At 63.6% G+C, this 14,362-nt stretch carries 9 protein-coding genes and 1 pseudogene; 2 read left to right on the forward strand and 8 right to left on the reverse strand.

All coding sequences use genetic code 11. The features are described from left to right. Nucleotides 1-215: 215 nt before the first annotated feature. Complete coding sequence (locus EJ071_RS31765) at nt 216-581, forward strand: TadE/TadG family type IV pilus assembly protein (protein WP_245460048.1); 366 nt, start codon at nt 216-218, stop codon at nt 579-581. Continuing rightward, the gene (locus EJ071_RS31770) at nt 578-2,347 is read left to right on the forward strand and encodes a pilus assembly protein TadG-related protein (RefSeq protein ID WP_126101379.1); all 1,770 of its coding nucleotides are present in this window, start codon (nt 578-580) and stop codon (nt 2,345-2,347) included. The genes EJ071_RS31765 and EJ071_RS31770 overlap by 4 nt, the downstream gene beginning before the upstream one ends. Before the next feature lie 7 nt (nt 2,348-2,354). Here EJ071_RS31770 and EJ071_RS31775 read toward each other — a convergent pair whose 3' ends face one another. From EJ071_RS31775 to glgB, 8 genes and pseudogenes are all read right to left on the reverse strand, one after another. Beyond that, nucleotides 2,355-3,998, reverse strand: coding sequence for an alpha-glucosidase family protein (locus EJ071_RS31775; protein WP_126101380.1), 1,644 nt, complete (start codon nt 3,996-3,998; stop codon nt 2,355-2,357). After that, nucleotides 3,991-5,991, reverse strand: a complete 2,001-nt coding sequence (glgX, locus tag EJ071_RS31780) for a glycogen debranching protein GlgX (protein WP_126101381.1) — start codon at nt 5,989-5,991, stop codon at nt 3,991-3,993. Before glgX ends, EJ071_RS31775 begins: the two co-directional genes overlap by 8 nt. A gap of 184 nt (nt 5,992-6,175) precedes the next feature. Further along, on the reverse strand, nt 6,176-6,457 hold the full coding sequence (locus tag EJ071_RS31785) for a hypothetical protein (protein WP_245460049.1): 282 nt from the start codon (nt 6,455-6,457) through the stop codon (nt 6,176-6,178). Between the two features lie 127 nt (nt 6,458-6,584). Beyond that, entirely contained in the window at nt 6,585-7,190 is a 606-nt protein-coding gene (locus EJ071_RS31790) for a nucleotidyltransferase domain-containing protein (protein ID WP_245460050.1), read from the reverse strand. Nucleotides 7,191-7,461: 271 nt separating this feature from the next. Continuing rightward, nucleotides 7,462-9,090, reverse strand: a complete 1,629-nt coding sequence (locus EJ071_RS31795) for an alpha-D-glucose phosphate-specific phosphoglucomutase (protein ID WP_126101384.1) — start codon at nt 9,088-9,090, stop codon at nt 7,462-7,464. Between the two features lie 3 nt (nt 9,091-9,093). After that, on the reverse strand, nt 9,094-10,539 hold the full coding sequence (gene glgA / locus EJ071_RS31800; protein ID WP_126101385.1) for a glycogen synthase GlgA: 1,446 nt from the start codon (nt 10,537-10,539) through the stop codon (nt 9,094-9,096). Between the two features lie 96 nt (nt 10,540-10,635). Next, nucleotides 10,636-11,901, reverse strand: coding sequence for a glucose-1-phosphate adenylyltransferase (gene glgC, locus EJ071_RS31805; RefSeq protein ID WP_126101386.1), 1,266 nt, complete (start codon nt 11,899-11,901; stop codon nt 10,636-10,638). A gap of 61 nt (nt 11,902-11,962) precedes the next feature. Further along, nucleotides 11,963-14,175 (reverse strand): annotated as a pseudogene (gene glgB, locus EJ071_RS31810) (1,4-alpha-glucan branching protein GlgB). Nucleotides 14,176-14,362: the final 187 nt, after the last annotated feature.

Raw genomic sequence — 14,362 nt, forward strand, 5'->3', positions numbered from 1 at the left:
CTTGACGTTGAGTGAGCGGGACCCCGCTAAAACAGCGAAATCTAAAGCTTAAGCATGCCGTTCAACTTGGTGCAGCCTTCGGTTGTTCCCGCCGTTTTCTGTTTTTGCAGGCGGCCATTGGCATTCTCCGCGCCATGCTGAAGAACCGAAATTTGCTTGTTCCGTGGTCTCGTTTCCGGGCTGACGCCGCAGGCACGTCAGCGGTCGAATTTGCCATGCTGGCGCCGATCTTCATCCTGCTTCTGCTCGGAATGGTTGCATACGGAATCTATTTCGGCGCCAGCCATTCGGTCCAGCAGATCGCAGCCGACGCGGCCCGAACGGCGATTGCCGGCCTCAACCAGACCGAGCGCCAGGCGCTGGTCACCGATTTCATCACCCACGACGTCTCGGGCTATGCCTTTGTCGACCCGAAGAAGCTGACGGTCGACGCCAAGGACAGTGCCGTCGACGGCAGCCAGTTCGTCGTCTCGGTCAGCTATGATGCGCGCAACCTGCCGATCTGGAGCCTGTTCCGGACGCTGCCGTTGCCGGGCACCACGATCCAGCGTCAGTCGACGATCCGGGTCGGAGGCATATGATGCGCAATTCCGCGGGGGGACTGATGGGCGCGACCCGACGGCTGATTGCCGACCGGCGCGCCAATTTCGCGGTCATGACCGCGCTCTGCACGCCGGTGGCGCTGGCGTTGACCGCGTTCGCGGTCGACGAGGGCTCGCTTTACAACGAACGCCGCGCCGCGCAGTCGATCGTCGACCTCGCCGCGATCACCGCCGCCGGCCACATCAACAATGCCGAGCAAGCGGTGCTGACGACGCTGAAGGACAACGGAATCACATCGGTCGCCGTGCAGCAAGAAGGCACGACCGTTGCGCCAACCGCCAGCAAAGCCGTCGTGCAGGTCGTGCCCGGGCGCTATTCCGGGGTCAGTTCGATCGCGGCAGGCAGCCGTTTCGAGGCAGGCAAGCTGCCCCACAACGCTGTCCAGGTGTCGCTGAAGAAGCAGGGAACGCTCTATTTAGCCGCCTCGGTGATGGCGCCGCCGGTGATCGGCACGACGGCCACCGCCAGCGCCCAGCCCGAAGCGGCGTTCTCGGTCGGGTCGCGCCTTGCCAGTGTCAATGGCGGCATTCTCAACGCGCTGCTCGGCGGACTTCTCGGCGGCAATATCTCGCTCAGCGTGATGGACTATAATTCGCTGATCGCGGCCGATGTCGACGTGCTCTCCTTCACAGATGCGTTGGCGACGCAACTGCATCTGACCGGCGTGACCTATTCGGACGTGCTGGCCTCGAAGGCAACGGTCGGCCAGATCGCCACCGCGATGGCCAACGTGCCCGGGCTTGACCACACCGCCAAGCTCGCGCTGCAGACCATGGCCTCGAGCGCCACCAACTCGGTCAAGATCCCGCTCAGCCAGTTCATCGACCTCGGCTCGGTCGGCAAACTCGGCCTCGGACAGAAGCCCGCCGGGCTTTCGGTCGGCGCCAGCGCCATGAGCATGCTGACCGCGGCGGCCGCCCTTGCCAACGGCACGAACCAGGTCGCGGTCGATCTCGGCGCCACCATACCGGGGCTGACATCGACGACGCTTTCAATCGCCATCGGCGAGCCGCCGCAAGCTTCGCCCTGGCTGGCCGTGGGAGAATTGGGCACGGTGGTTCGCACCGCGCAGACGCGCATCAAGCTCAATGCCAGCGTCACCGTCGGCACTCCCAATCTCGGCGGCGGCATCAATCTGCTTGCCGTCAACCTGCCGCTCAATGTCGAGGTCGCCTATGCCGAAGCCAAGCTGACCGACATCAGCTGCCCGACCGGCCCGTCCAGCATCAAGGTTACCATCGCCGCACAACCCGGCGTCGTCGCCGCGCATCTTGCCAACAGCAACGCCAGCGGCTTCGCGGATTTCACCAAGCCGCAATCCTTCAGCGACGCCGAGATCGCCGATGTCAGCATCAAGCTGCTCCTGATCAACCTCAACCTGTTGCAGATCAAAGGATCGTCGGCCTTTTCGGTTACAAACACGGCGCCGACCAACCTCACCTTCAGCGCCACCGATATCGCCAGCAAGGCAACCAAGACGGTGTCGACGAAGAACCTGACGCAGTCGCTCAGCACCTCGCTGGTGAACAACCTGTCGCTGACAGTCAACGCGCTCGGCCTCGGTCTCGACGTGACCGCCTTGCTCGGCACGGTGAAGCCGGCGGTGACGACACTGCTCAACGGCGTGACCGCGCCGGTCGACGACCTCGTCTACAACGTGCTTGCCACACTTGGCGTGCATGTCGGCGAGGCCGATGTGCGGGTCACCGGCGCGACCTGCGGACGCTCGGTTCTCGTCCAATAGCAGACCGTCAGCCAATTCTCCCGACGAAGCAACCCACAGGCGGCAGTGCCAGCGCAATCTCTTCGAGAACACCGCCAAGAACGCCGGCGACGTCAACAGCAAGAGCCGCTATCTCGACATCCCTGATCTCCGCCGGCAGCGTCCAGCTCGCCGGCTCACCGGCGAAGTTGAAGACGCATAACAATTTCTCGCCGTCGCGCTGGCGGATGAAAGCCAGCACATCGCCCTCTGCCTCGAGAAAACGGATCGAGCCGGCGATCAACGCCGGGTGGCGCTTTCGCAGGGCCAGGATCGAGCGATAGGCGGCAAGCACCGAACCATCCTCGCCGTTCTGCACGTCAACCGCCCGGCCACGATGCGCCTGCGGCACCGGAAGCCAGGGCTTGGCGGTAGAGAAGCCGCCATTTTCGGCGCTTGCTTCCCAGACCATCGGCGTGCGGCAGCCGTCCCTGCCCTTCACGCCCGGCCAGAAGCGGATGCCCAGCGGATCGCGCAGATCCTCATAGGCGAGTTCGGCTTCCTCGAGCCCAAGTTCCTCGCCCTGGTAGAGGCAGATCGAGCCGCGCAGAGAGCAAAGCAGCGCGATCGAGAATTTCGCCACCGTGTCCGGATTCTCGCCTGGCCGCGTCCAGCGGCTGACATGGCGCGTGACATCGTGGTTGGAGAAGGCCCAGCAGACCCAGCCGTCGGCAACGGCATTCTCGAAAGCCTCGACGCAGCCGCGCACATGGGCGGCCGAGAATTGCGGTCCGAGCAGGTCGAAGGTGTAGCACATCTGCAGCTTGTCGCCGCCGGACGTGTAGGCCGCGAGCGTCTGCAGCGAGCGCTCCTCGTCGCCCACCTCGCCGACCGCGGCACGGTCCGGGTACTCGTCGAGCAGCGCGCGGAAACGCTTCAGGAAGTCGAGATTCTCAGGCCGCGTCTTGTCGAAGAGATGCTCCTGGAAGGCGTAGGTGGTGGTGGCGCCATTGGTGCCGGCGACGCTTGAAGCCAGCGGCGGATTGTCGCGCAGCCAGCGGTCGTGGACATAGTAGTTGACCGTGTCCAGCCGGAAGCCGTCGACGCCGCGCTCCAGCCAGAAGCGCACGGTGTCGAGGACCGCGTCCCGCACTTCCGGAGCATGGAAATTTAGGTCCGGCTGCGCGGCCAGGAAATTGTGCATGTAGTACTGCCGGCGGGTGGCGTCCCACTCCCAGGCGGGGCCCCCGAACAGCGATTGCCAATTGTTGGGCGCGCTACCGTCCGGCTTGGCGTCTGCCCAGACATACCAGTCGGCCTTGGCATTGTCGCGGCTGGTGCGGCTTTCGACGAACCATTCGTGCTTGTCGGACGAATGCGAGATCACCTGGTCGATGATGAGCTTCAGGCCGAGCCTGTGCGCCTCGGCGACCAGCGCGTCGAAATCCTCCAACGTGCCAAACATCGGATCGACGTCCCGGTAGTCCGACACGTCATAGCCCATGTCGGCCATCGGCGATTTGAAGAAGGGCGAGAGCCAGACGGCATTGACGCCGAGCGAAGCGACATGGGCGAGACGCGCGGTGATGCCCTTGAGATCGCCGCTGCCGTCGCCGGTGGTGTCCTGGAAGGAGCGCGGATAGATCTGGTAGATCACGCAGCCGCGCCACCATTCCGAATTGCCGTCAGCCATCACGAACCCTTTCCGGCGCGGTCGCGCGCCGCTCGATCATGAGATTCACGCTGCGGCCAGGCAGCGGCTGCATAAGGTCGACCGCTTGCGTCTCTATAGCCGAGAGCCACACGAAGCCTTCCCGCGCCGGCAAGGTGAAGACGCATTGGCGACGGTCGCCATTGACCATGACGGCAAGGCGACCGCCCCTGCTGTCGCCGAGCAGCATGACGAGGCGATGTCGCCGGGGATCGTTCCAGTCGGCGTCGCCAAGCGGCGCGCCGGTCTCGGTCAGCCAGAGGACATCGGGGATTTCCGATTCGGCGGCAGGCTCGCCGGTCAGAAAATGGGTGTCTGACAAGATCGGGTAGGCACGGCGCAGTGCCGAGAGCGATGAGACGTATTGCTCCAGCGCCTCGTCGCGGCGGGCCCAGTCGAGCCAGGTGATGGCGTTGTCCTGTGCATAAGCGTTGTTGTTACCCTTTTGCGCGCGGCCGAACTCATCGCCGGCGGTCACCATGATCGTGCCGCGCGAGGCAAACAGCGTCGCAAGCAGCGCGCATTGATCGTCGAAGCGAGCCTTGGTGATCGCCGCGTCATCCGTCTCGCCCTCGATGCCATTGTTCCACGACAGATTGTCATTGTGGCCGTCGCGATTTTGCTCGCCATTGGCCGTGTTGTGCTTGCGCTCGTACGCGACGAGATCAGCCAGCGTCATGCCGTCATGCGCGGCAATGAAGTTGACCGCGCGGCTCACCGGCTGTCCGGCCCTGCCGAACACATCGGAGGAACCGGCAAGCCGTGTTGCGAGTGCGCCCACCACGCCGGCATCCCCGCGCCAGAAGCGCCTGACATCGTCACGGTAGCGGTCGTTCCATTCGAGATAAGGCGGCCGAAAATTGCCGAGCTGATAGCCATTCGGACCGATATCCCATGGCTCGGCGATCAGCACGCGGTCGGAGAGCACGGGATCGCGGGCGATGACCTGGAGCAGCGGTGCGTCGGGCTCGAACGCGCCGTCGACGCGGCCGAGCACCGGCGCCAGATCGAAGCGGAAACCGTCGACGCCAGCGAAGCGGGCGAAATGGCGGAGCGTGTCGAGCACCATTTCCCGCACGACCGGATGATCGCAGGCGACCGTGTTACCCGTGCCGGTGTCGTTGGCCAGACGGCCATCCGGCAAGTGGCGGTAATAGGCCTGCGCGTCGAGGCCGCGCAACGACAGCGTCGGCCCCAGCCTGTCGCTTTCGCCTGAGTGATTGAAGACGAGGTCGAGGATGGTGCCGATGCCTGCCTCGCGCAACGCCGCGACGGTGTCGCGCAATTCGCTCAGGCCGCCGGGAGCCAGGCGCGGGTTGAGCGCCATGAAGGTGACGGGGTTGTAACCCCAGGCGTTCTTCAGTCCCAGCGGCGGCAAATGGCGCTCGTCGATCGACGCAGTGATCGGCATCAGCTCGACGGCCGAGACGCCGAGGCGCTTCAGATGCTCGATGACGGCCGGATGGGCGAGCGCCGCGACGGTGCCGCGCTGCGCTTCGGGTACATCTGGATGCAGCTTGGTGAAGGAGCGGACATTGAGTTCGTAGATCAGGCCGCCGGGCTGGAACAGCGGTGGCTTCGAAGGCAGCGGCTTGGGCAGCGGACACGCTATCGCCTTTGGCATCAAGGGAGCGGTATCGGCACCTTCGTTGCGTTTGGCTGCAAGTCGCCAGTGATATTGGTATGGCCGGTCGATTTCGGCGGCGTAGGGGTCGGTGAGAAGCTTACCCGGGTCGAACCAGAGGCCGCGTTCAGGCGCGTAGTCGCCATCGGCGCGAAAACCATAGCGTGTGCCAGCGGCAAGGCCGGGGGCAAACAGCGCAAATACACCCTCGCCTTCCGGCCGCAGCTCCAGCCGTTCGACCTCGCACGCGCCGGTGTCATCGAAGATAGAGACCCACGAGCGTCTCGCCGACGATGACCACACCGCAAAGCGAATGCCTTCGCTGGTGACTATGGCGCCGAGCTGGCTCACGGGCACCTCCCACCCCTCCCTTCTCCCCTTGCCGGAAAAGCCGGATTGGCGTGCAGCGCCGAGACAGATGAGGGGTTTTGGAAGGAACGAGGCATTAGCGAGTTGAACGCAGGTCTGCGCAATTTGGTAGCAACCGCCGCCAACACAATGCGAGGACGACAGAAAACAGCATTACCGGTCCATCTCAAAGAGCGAGTTGTTGCTCGGCCCATGCGGCGAACTCTTCTAGGCGCTCCAATGCCTTTTCGGCATCATTTCGAGTCTTGGCCCTTGATCCGTATTGGACCTCGTCCTTCTGCTCCAGAAGTGCACGCAGACTCGTCTCCTGCTTGGCAGGGAGGGCCTTGCCCAGAGCCGCCCGCAAGAGCTTGACGACGGCCTGGTGGTCGTCCTGGTTGATTTCGCCGCGGAGCTTGGCCGTCAAGGCATCGGAATAGGCTATCGCACAGTTGATAACCGTCGACATGGAAGGGTTTCCGATGTCACCTGGATCAGCAACGAGGTTGCTGTTTCGTGCATCTTTAAGGAACCCGCGGGCGATCAGGAGTCTGCTAGTGACATAAGCGGCGTCTTTCTTTTTGGTGGATCTGACCCTAGCCATGCAACGCCTCTTGCAACGACACTGCGTCTTCGGGGCGGCTTCCAGCAAGGACGATCGCGTCCTGCTTGATGTTTTCCCACCACGGATCCTTGTCCCTCGCGAGGCGTCGGACATCATCGAAGTCGAGGCCGACGACGTTGGGGAGGAAGACCAGCCTCTCCGCCGGATCCCTGAGCGCTTGCCGGAGGCCTTCCACCGCTTCGGCAAGATCATCCGCTCGGGCAATGAGGCCGATGTCGAGGTCGCTGTCTGGACCGTCATCCCCGCGCGCCGCGCTGCCATAGACGAAAAGGCTGAAGACGGGTCTTTGCGCCGCACTTTGGCGCACAGCGTCCAGGATCGCCGTAAAACGGTTGCTCTCGGCTTTGAAGAGGGCGGCCAACCTAGGGGCGAGATAGTGGCTGTCATCAAAGCGGTACAGCCTCGAATGCCCCGATCCCGATGCGACTACAATCCCCAGGGTTTCGAGCGCGACAAGTCCGAGCCGTACGCTTTCCCGAGATAGCCGGCTCCTGCGAACGATCTCCGAGGCCGCAAGCAGGCCACCATGCTCCACCAGCGTGCGGAGAACCCTAAGGTTCGAGTCGACGCCGAGCATGGCAGTAAGTGGCCTTCGTATCGCGCTTTCCCGTTCCGAACGAGCCAAGAGCCCGCCTCCATATCTGGTCAATTGCCTTGATATCTAGCTAATTTACTTGATATTCGGGCAAATTGACGTTGTCAATGATAGCGCGTCCTTCGAAGTGCATCGGGTAGCGGTTGCTATTAAATTGCGCAGGTCTGTGCCAAGCTGGAGCACCCTTATCTGACCGAACTTCGCTCGGCCACCCTCTCCCACAAGTGGAAGAAGCGGAGCCCCTGGCGCACCCTCAAGTAATCACGCTCGGCTTGTTGCGGCCGGTGTGGCTCTTGATGCCTGCGATGTCGTCGGCGGCGGCGATCAGGTCGGCGAGCGCTTCCTGTGTGTCTAGATCGTGCCTCGCCTTGTCCGGCTCGTAGCGCTCAATATAGACGCGCAGCGTGGCGCCGGACGTGCCGGTACCGGAGAGGCGGAAGACGACGCGCGAACCGCCCTCGAACAGGATCCGGATGCCCTGGTTCTTGCTCACCGAACCATCGACCGGGTCGTGATAAGCAAAATCGTCGGCGTTGGCGATCTTCAGGCCGCGCAGGGTGGTGCCGGGCAGCGATCCGAGCTTGGCGCGCAACTCGTCGACCAGCGCGTTGGCGCGGTCGGTCTCGACCTCCTCGTAGTCGTGGCGCGAATAGTAGTTGCGGCCGTAGGTTTGCCAGTGCTTGGTGACGATGTCCTTGCAGCTCTCGCCGCGCACGGCGAGGATGTTGAGCCACAGAAGCACGGCCCACAGCCCGTCCTTCTCGCGCACGTGGTTGGAGCCGGTGCCGGCGCTTTCCTCGCCGCAGATCGTCGCCATGCCGGCGTCGAGCAGGTTGCCGAAGAATTTCCAGCCGGTCGGCGTCTCGTAGATGCCGATACCGAGCTTTTCGGCGACGCGGTCGGCAGCGCCACTGGTCGGCATCGAGCGGGCGATGCCTTTCAGGCCTTCCTTGTAGCCAGGCGCCAGATGGGCGTTGGCGGCAAGCATCGCCACCGAATCCGACGGCGTGACGAAGATGCCTTTGCCGATGATCAGGTTGCGGTCGCCGTCGCCGTCTGAGGCCGCGCCGAAATCCGGCGCGTCCGGCCCCATCATCTCGTCATAGAGATGTTTTGCATGCACCAGGTTCGGATCGGGATGATGGCCGCCGAAATCGGGCAGCGGCTTGAAGTTGCGGCAGGTGCCGTTCGGCGCGCCGAGCCGGCGCTCGAGGATTTCCTTGGCATAGGGGCCGGTCACCGCATGCATGGCGTCAAAGCGCATGCGGAAGCCATATTTGAAGTTGGCGCGGATGGCGTCGAAGTCGAACAGGCTTTCCATCAGCTCGGCATAGTCCTTGACCGGATCGATGATCTCCACCGTCATGCCGCCGGCCTTGACGGTGGCGATCTTGTCAATGTTGATCTGGCCGATGTCGGCGATCTTGAAGCTCGATATCGTCTTGGTCTTCTCGAAGATCGCGTCGGTGATCTTCTCCGGCGCCGGGCCGCCATTGCCGGCATTGTACTTGATGCCGAAATCCTCGTGCGGGCCGCCCGGATTGTGGCTGGCCGACAGGATGATGCCGCCAAAAGTCTTGTATTTGCGGATGATGTTGGAGGCGGCCGGCGTCGACAGAATGCCACCTTGGCCTACCATCACCTTGCCGAAGCCGTTGGCGGCGGCCATGGCGATGGCCTTCTGGATGACTTCGCGGTTGTAGAAGCGGCCGTCGCCGCCGATCACCAGCGTCTTGCCTTCAAAACCTTCCAGCGCGTCGAAGATCGACTGGATGAAATTTTCCGCATAGTGCTCCTGCTGGAAGACGGGCACTTTCTTGCGCAGGCCGGACGTGCCGGGCTTCTGGTCGGTATAGGATTTGGTGGGGACGGTCTTGATCATGCCTCAGGCAGCCCTTTTCGAAAGCAGCAAGCGATAGAGTTCGACGTATTTCTCGGCGCTCTTGTCCCAGGAGACATCGGCCTTCATGCCCTGGCGCTGGATCGAGGCCCAGGTCGCTGGCCTGGCATGCGCCTCGACCAGCCGGCGAATGGCATGCAGCAGCGCGCCGCCATTGTTCGGCGCAAACTGGAAGCCGGTGGCGACGCTCGCCGAAAGGGCCGCCTCGTTGGCGTCGATGATGGTGTCGGCGAGGCCACCGGTGCGAGCGACGACCGGCACGCAGCCATAGCGCAGGCCGTAGAGCTGGGTCAGGCCGCAGGGCTCGAAGCGCGAAGGGATGACGATGGCGTCGCAGCCGCCCTGCATGATGTGGGAAAGCGCTTCGTCATAGCCGATGACGACGCCGACGCGGCCGCGGTGCCGCGCGGCGGCGGCAAGCAGCGAGCCTTCGAGGCCGGCATCGCCGGAGCCGAGGATCGCCAGCCGCGCGCCGCGCTGAACGATGCCGTCGACGACCGAGGCCAAAATGTCCATGCCCTTCTGCCAGGTCAGCCGGCTGACGACGCAGACGATCGGGCTGTCGTCATTCTCTAAATTGAAGCGATCCTCGACGGCCTTGCGATTAAGGCCCCGCGCCTCCAGCGTCTCGGCAGAATAGTTGGCCACCAGATGCTTGTCCGTCGCCGGGTTCCAGATGTCGACGTCGATGCCGTTGACGATGCCGTGGAGGTCGGTGGCGCGCATGTTGATCAGGCCGTCGAGGCCCATGCCGAATTCCGGCGAACGGATCTCCTGCGCATAGGTCGGGCTCACCGTGGTGATCGCCCAGGCGGCCTGCAGGCCGGCCTTGAGAAAACCGACGCCGCCATAATATTCGACACCGTCGAGCTGCATCGCCACGCCCGGCAGGCCGAGCTCGCCAAAGATGCCGGCGCCGAACTGGCCCTGGAAGGCAAGGTTGTGCACGGTGATCAGCGACGGCACGCCGACCGCCTTGCCGTAGCGCATGTAGGCGAGCGTCATTGCCGACTGCCAGTCATGGGCATGCACGAGGTCGGGCTGATAGCCGGAGATCGCGCCGCCGGCGATGTCGCCGCCGACCTGGCTGAGCGCCGCGAAGCGCCGCCAGTTGTCCGGCCAGTCGGAGCCGGAGGCAGTACCGTAAGGCCCGCCCTGGCGGTCGAAGAGATGCGGCGCGTCGAGCACGAAGAGATCGAGCCTGCCGACCTTTACGGCGTGGACGGAAGCCTTGCCGCCCTGCAGCAGCGGATACTGGTAGACGGCCTTCTTTTTCTTGAAAGCCTCCATCACCACAGGATAGCCGGGAATAAGCGTACGCATCGCCACGCCCTTGCCGGCGAGCCCGATCGGCAGCGCGCCGGTTACGTCGGCAAGCCCGCCGGTCTTGATCAGCGGGAAGATTTCGGGCGTGACCGACAGAACCTGCATGCGCTCTACATTCCGAACTTAAAGTGACAGCTTGTTGATCAATCTTGTCAGGTTGACAGCTTGTTGCTCGACCTTATCAGGTCGACAACTTGCTGATCAGGTCGACAGCTTGTTGATCATGTCCTGGGTGATCAGGCAGATGCCCTTTTCCGAAACGCGGAAGCGCTTGGCGTCGAGCGCCGGATCCTCGCCCACCACCAGTCCTTCGGGGATATGGACGCCGTGGTCGATGACGACGCGGTTGAGGCGCGCGTTGCGGCCGACCTGGACGTCGGGCAGCATCACCACTTCCTCGAGCTTCGAATAGGAATTGATGCGCGCGCCGGTGAAGATCAGGCTGCGGCGCAGCGATGCGCCGGAGACGATGCAGTCGCCCGACACCAGCGAGGAGATCGCCTCGCCGCGGCGACCATCCTCGTCATGCACGAACTTGGCCGGCGGCTTCAATTCGGCATAGGTCCAGATCGGCCAGTCGCGGTCATAGAGATCGAGCTCTGGCGTGACGTCGGTGAGGTCGATATTGGCTTCCCAATAGGCGTCCACCGTACCGACATCGCGCCAGTAGGGCTCGGCCTCATGCGAGGAGCGTACGCAGGATTTGGCGAAACGGTGCGCGATCGCCTTACCATGCTCAACGATGTAAGGGATGATGTCCTTGCCGAAGTCGCGGCTGGAACCAGGCTCGGCCGCGTCTCGGCGCAGCTGCTCCATCAAGAACTTCGTCTTGAAGACGTAGATGCCCATCGAGGCCAGCGCAAACTCCGGCTTGTCGGGGATGCCGGGAGGATCCGCAGGCTTTTCGACGAAGGCGATGATGTTGTCCTTGCCATCGACATGCATGACGCCGAAGCCGGTCGCCTCCATGCGCGGCACTTCGAGGCAGCCGACGGTCACGTCGGCATTGGCGTCGACGTGCTGGCGCAGCATCAGCTCGTAGTCCATCTTGTAGATGTGGTCGCCGGCCAGGATCACCATATATTCGGGCCCGTAGGCCTCGATGATGTCGATGTTCTGGTAGACCGCGTCCGCCGTGCCCTCATACCACTGCGTTTCCGACACGCGCTGCGACGCGGGAAGGATGTCGAAGCTCTCGTTTCGTTCGGGCCGAAGGAAGTTCCAGCCGCGCTGCAGGTGGCGGATCAACGAGTGCGCCTTGTACTGGGTGGCGACGCCGAGACGGCGTATGCCGGAGTTCAACGCGTTGGACAGGGCAAAATCGATGATGCGCGTCTTGCCGCCGAAATAGACCGCGGGCTTGGCGCGCCGGTCGGTCAGCTCCTTGAGGCGGCTGCCGCGGCCGCCAGCCAGCACATAGGCCATGGCATCGCGCGCCAGCGGCTGGGTTCTCTTGATCTCTGCCATTGTTTGCCTCCCTCCTAAGCTGTCCGGAACTTTGCTTCAGCAAGATGAGATATCATCTGCTTCAGTCCGCGACGAATTCCAGCATGATCGTCGACAGCGGCGGCAACAACACCATCGCCGACGTGCCGCCCCTTCCTCGCTGGCTGCGACCATGCCGCCATTGCCCATGCCGGAGCCGCCATAATCGGCGGCGTCAGTGTTGATGATCTCGCGCCACTCGCCCGCCTTCGGCAGCGGCACGCGATAGTTCTCGCGCGGCACCGGCGTGAAATTGGAGATGACGGCGATCGGATTGCCGTCCGGCGCGCTGCGCAGCCAGGCAAAGACCGAGTTGTCGCGATCGTCGACGATCAGCCAGGAGAAGCCTTCCGGCTCGCAGTCGCGGGCATGCAGCGCCGGGCGCGACCGGTAGAGGTAGTTCAGGTCCCGCACCACCTGCCAGACGCCGCGATGCGGTGGGAAGTCCAGCAGGTTCCAGTCGAGCGCGCGTTCCTCGCTCCACTCGCGGCGCTGGGCGAATTCCTGCCCCATGAACAGAAGCTTCTTGCCGGGATATCCCCACATGAAGGCGTAATAGGCGCGCAGCGTCGCGAACTTCTGCCAGTCGTCGCCGGCCATCTTGTGAAGCAGCGTGCCCTTGCCGTGCACGACCTCGTCATGGGAGAGGGGCAACACGAAATTCTCGGAGAAGGCGTAGACCAGGCCGAAGGTGATGTCGTTGTGGTGGTGCTTGCGATAGATCGGCTCCTTGGAGAAATACTCCAGCGTGTCGTGCATGAAGCCCATGTTCCACTTGAAGCCGAAGCCGAGCCCGCCTTCATGCACCGGCCGCGAGACTTTCGGCCATGAGGTCGATTCTTCCGCGATCGTCATCACGCCGGGATGGTGACCGTAGAGCTCCTTGTTCATCTTCTGCAGGAAGCTGACGGCCTGCAGGTTCTCGCGTCCGCCTTTCTCGTTGGGGATCCATTCGCCCGCCTTGCGCGAATAGTCGAGGTAGAGCATCGAAGCGACCGCATCGACGCGCAGACCGTCGACATGGTATTTTTCGGCCCAGAACAGCGCATTGTTGACGAGGAACGACACCACCTCGCGGCGGCCGAAATTGTAGATCGCGGTGTTCCAGTCGGGATGGAAGCCCTGGCGCGGATCGGCATGCTCGTAGAGCGCGGTGCCGTCGAATTGCACCAGCCCATGCTCGTCGACCGGAAAATGCGCCGGCACCCAGTCGAGGATGACGCCGACGCCGGCGCGATGGGCGCCATCGACGAAGCGGGCGAAGCCGTCAGGATCGCCGAAGCGGGCGGTCGGCGCATAGAGGCCGGTCGTCTGGTAGCCCCAGGACGGGTCGTAAGGATGCTCGGAGATCGGCAGGAACTCGATATGGGTGAAGCCGGTGTCGACCACATAAGGAATGAGCCGCGCGGCGAGCTCGTCCCAGGTGAGGAACGTGCCGTCGTCGCGGCGCTGCCACGAGCCGGCATGGACCTCGTAGATCGAGATCGCCTCGCGCCTGGGGTCGGCCTTCTGCCAGAAGCCGCGATGCGCCTCGTCGCCCCATTGATGCGCCATCGGCGGCGCCGTCACCGAAGCGGTCGCCGGGCGCAGCTCGGATTCAAAGGCGAAGGGGTCGGCCTTGAGCGGCAGCCGCACACCGTCGGGGCCGATGATCTCGAACTTGTAGGGCTGGCCGGGGCCGAGGTCGGGAATGAACAGCTCCCAGATGCCGGTATCCTTGCGGTCGCGCATGGTGTGCCGGCGGCCGTCCCATTCGTTGAAGGCGCCAACCACCGAGACGCGCCGGGCATTGGGCGCCCAGACGGCGAAATGCACGCCGGTCGCGCCCTCATGCTCGATGATATGGGCGCCGAGCTTGTCGAAGAGCCTTAGATGCGAGCCCTCGGCCATGTAGTAGTCGTCCATCGGCCCCAGCACCGGGCCGAAGGAATAGGGATCGGTCAGCCACCAATCGCCGCCGGCATTTCTGGCGTGATAGCGCAGCGGCTGGCGCTTGCGGATCGAGAGCCTGCCTTCGAAGAAGCCGGCATCATCGCTGCGGATGAGGTCTCCGACCTCCCTGCCGGTCAGCGTATAGGCGGTGACGAATTCGGCATTGGGCACGAAGCAGCGGGCGACGAAGCCTTTGCCGGCTTCATGCAGGCCCAGGACGGCAAAGGGATCGCCATGCGTTCCGGCGACAATCGCCGCGACATCGCCGGCTGGCGCCAGTCCGTCCGGCCCGCTTGTCGCAGCGGTCGCGCGCGGCTTCCTCATCAGGCGGTCGCCCTCCCCGGGCACCAGTCTTTGTTTTGGTGCATGTCGTGATCCCAAAACCGCTATGCACTTTTGGGCGGCATGCACCGATCTTTGTTTTGGTGCATGCCGTGATCCCAAAACCGCTATGCACTTTTGGGCGGCATGCACCGATCTTTGTTTTGGTGCATGCCGTGATCCCAAAACC

The sequence above is a fragment of the Mesorhizobium sp. M1B.F.Ca.ET.045.04.1.1 genome (genome assembly GCF_003952465.1).
GTDB lineage: Bacteria > Pseudomonadota > Alphaproteobacteria > Rhizobiales > Rhizobiaceae > Mesorhizobium > Mesorhizobium shonense.

Excerpts from the sequence above, each read along its gene's own strand:
- EJ071_RS31765 (WP_245460048.1), top strand. The coding sequence starts at position 216 with ATGCTGGCGCCGATCTTCATCCTGCTTCTGCTCGGAATGGTTGCATAC.
- EJ071_RS31770 (WP_126101379.1), top strand. The coding sequence starts at position 578 with ATGATGCGCAATTCCGCGGGGGGACTGATGGGCGCGACCCGACGGCTG.
- EJ071_RS31775 (WP_126101380.1), bottom strand. The coding sequence starts at position 3,998 with ATGGCTGACGGCAATTCGGAATGGTGGCGCGGCTGCGTGATCTACCAG.
- EJ071_RS31785 (WP_245460049.1), bottom strand. The coding sequence starts at position 6,457 with ATGTCGACGGTTATCAACTGTGCGATAGCCTATTCCGATGCCTTGACG.
- EJ071_RS31790 (WP_245460050.1), bottom strand. The coding sequence starts at position 7,190 with ATGCTCGGCGTCGACTCGAACCTTAGGGTTCTCCGCACGCTGGTGGAG.
- EJ071_RS31795 (WP_126101384.1), bottom strand. The coding sequence starts at position 9,090 with ATGATCAAGACCGTCCCCACCAAATCCTATACCGACCAGAAGCCCGGC.
- glgA (WP_126101385.1), bottom strand. The coding sequence starts at position 10,539 with ATGCAGGTTCTGTCGGTCACGCCCGAAATCTTCCCGCTGATCAAGACC.
- glgC (WP_126101386.1), bottom strand. The coding sequence starts at position 11,901 with ATGGCAGAGATCAAGAGAACCCAGCCGCTGGCGCGCGATGCCATGGCC.